At 63.7% G+C, this 699-nt stretch carries 2 protein-coding genes; both read left to right on the top strand.

From position 1 onward, the window contains the following. Positions 1 to 275: HNH endonuclease (locus EXE44_RS17640; protein ID WP_199241266.1), on the top strand; the 275-nt coding region annotated here is incomplete at its 5' end. 54 nt (positions 276 to 329) lie between these two features. Then, the coding region (locus tag EXE44_RS17645; RefSeq protein ID WP_137718024.1) for a hypothetical protein at positions 330 to 699 on the top strand (370 nt) is incomplete at its 3' end.

Raw genomic sequence — 699 nt, forward strand, 5'->3', positions numbered from 1 at the left:
ACGCCATCCGCGGCGAGTTCTTCGGAAAGAATCCGGCGTCGTACCAGGGTGGTTGGGACAAGGCACGCAGAGACCAGATCGAACGCGACGGATACTGCTGCCAAAATTGCGGGATGTCCGACGACGAGCACCGCGCGGAGTACGACCGCGGCCTCGAAGTCCACCACATCGAGCCGTACCAGAGTTTCGATGACCCGAGCGCGGCGAACGCGTCGGGGAATCTGGTCACGTTGTGCGCAGCATGTCACGGCAGACGCCACGCTGAAGCCGAGTAGCCAGCAAACCGCTGCCAGCGGCCATCCCGTTCTTACTGTAGGAGGTGAGCGCCGGTGAGTAGCTCCGGCGACGGCCTCCTGGCGTTCATCAACGGCGACACGTCAGGCGGGATTCCAATCGTGAACGTCGCGAACCCGGTGAATTGGGGCCGACTCGGCCAGACGATCGGGACGTCGATTCTCGCGACCGTGGTGGTGGGGGTAACGAACATCGTTGACGCCATCACGGACGCTATCGACCGGATATTCGGCGGACTCGCGGCGTTCATCGCAGGGAGCTATCAGCCGACGAACAGCACCGGCATCGGGTTCGAGTACGCACGTGGACTGCTCGACGTGACGATCGGCGCCGTCGGTGGCGCCTACGCGTCCGCGTTTCAGTACAGTTCCGCTCAGTTCGGGATCCTCGCGCTCCCGGTCAACG

The organism is Halorubrum sp. SS7, from assembly GCF_005435055.1.
GTDB lineage: Archaea > Halobacteriota > Halobacteria > Halobacteriales > Haloferacaceae > Halorubrum > Halorubrum salinarum.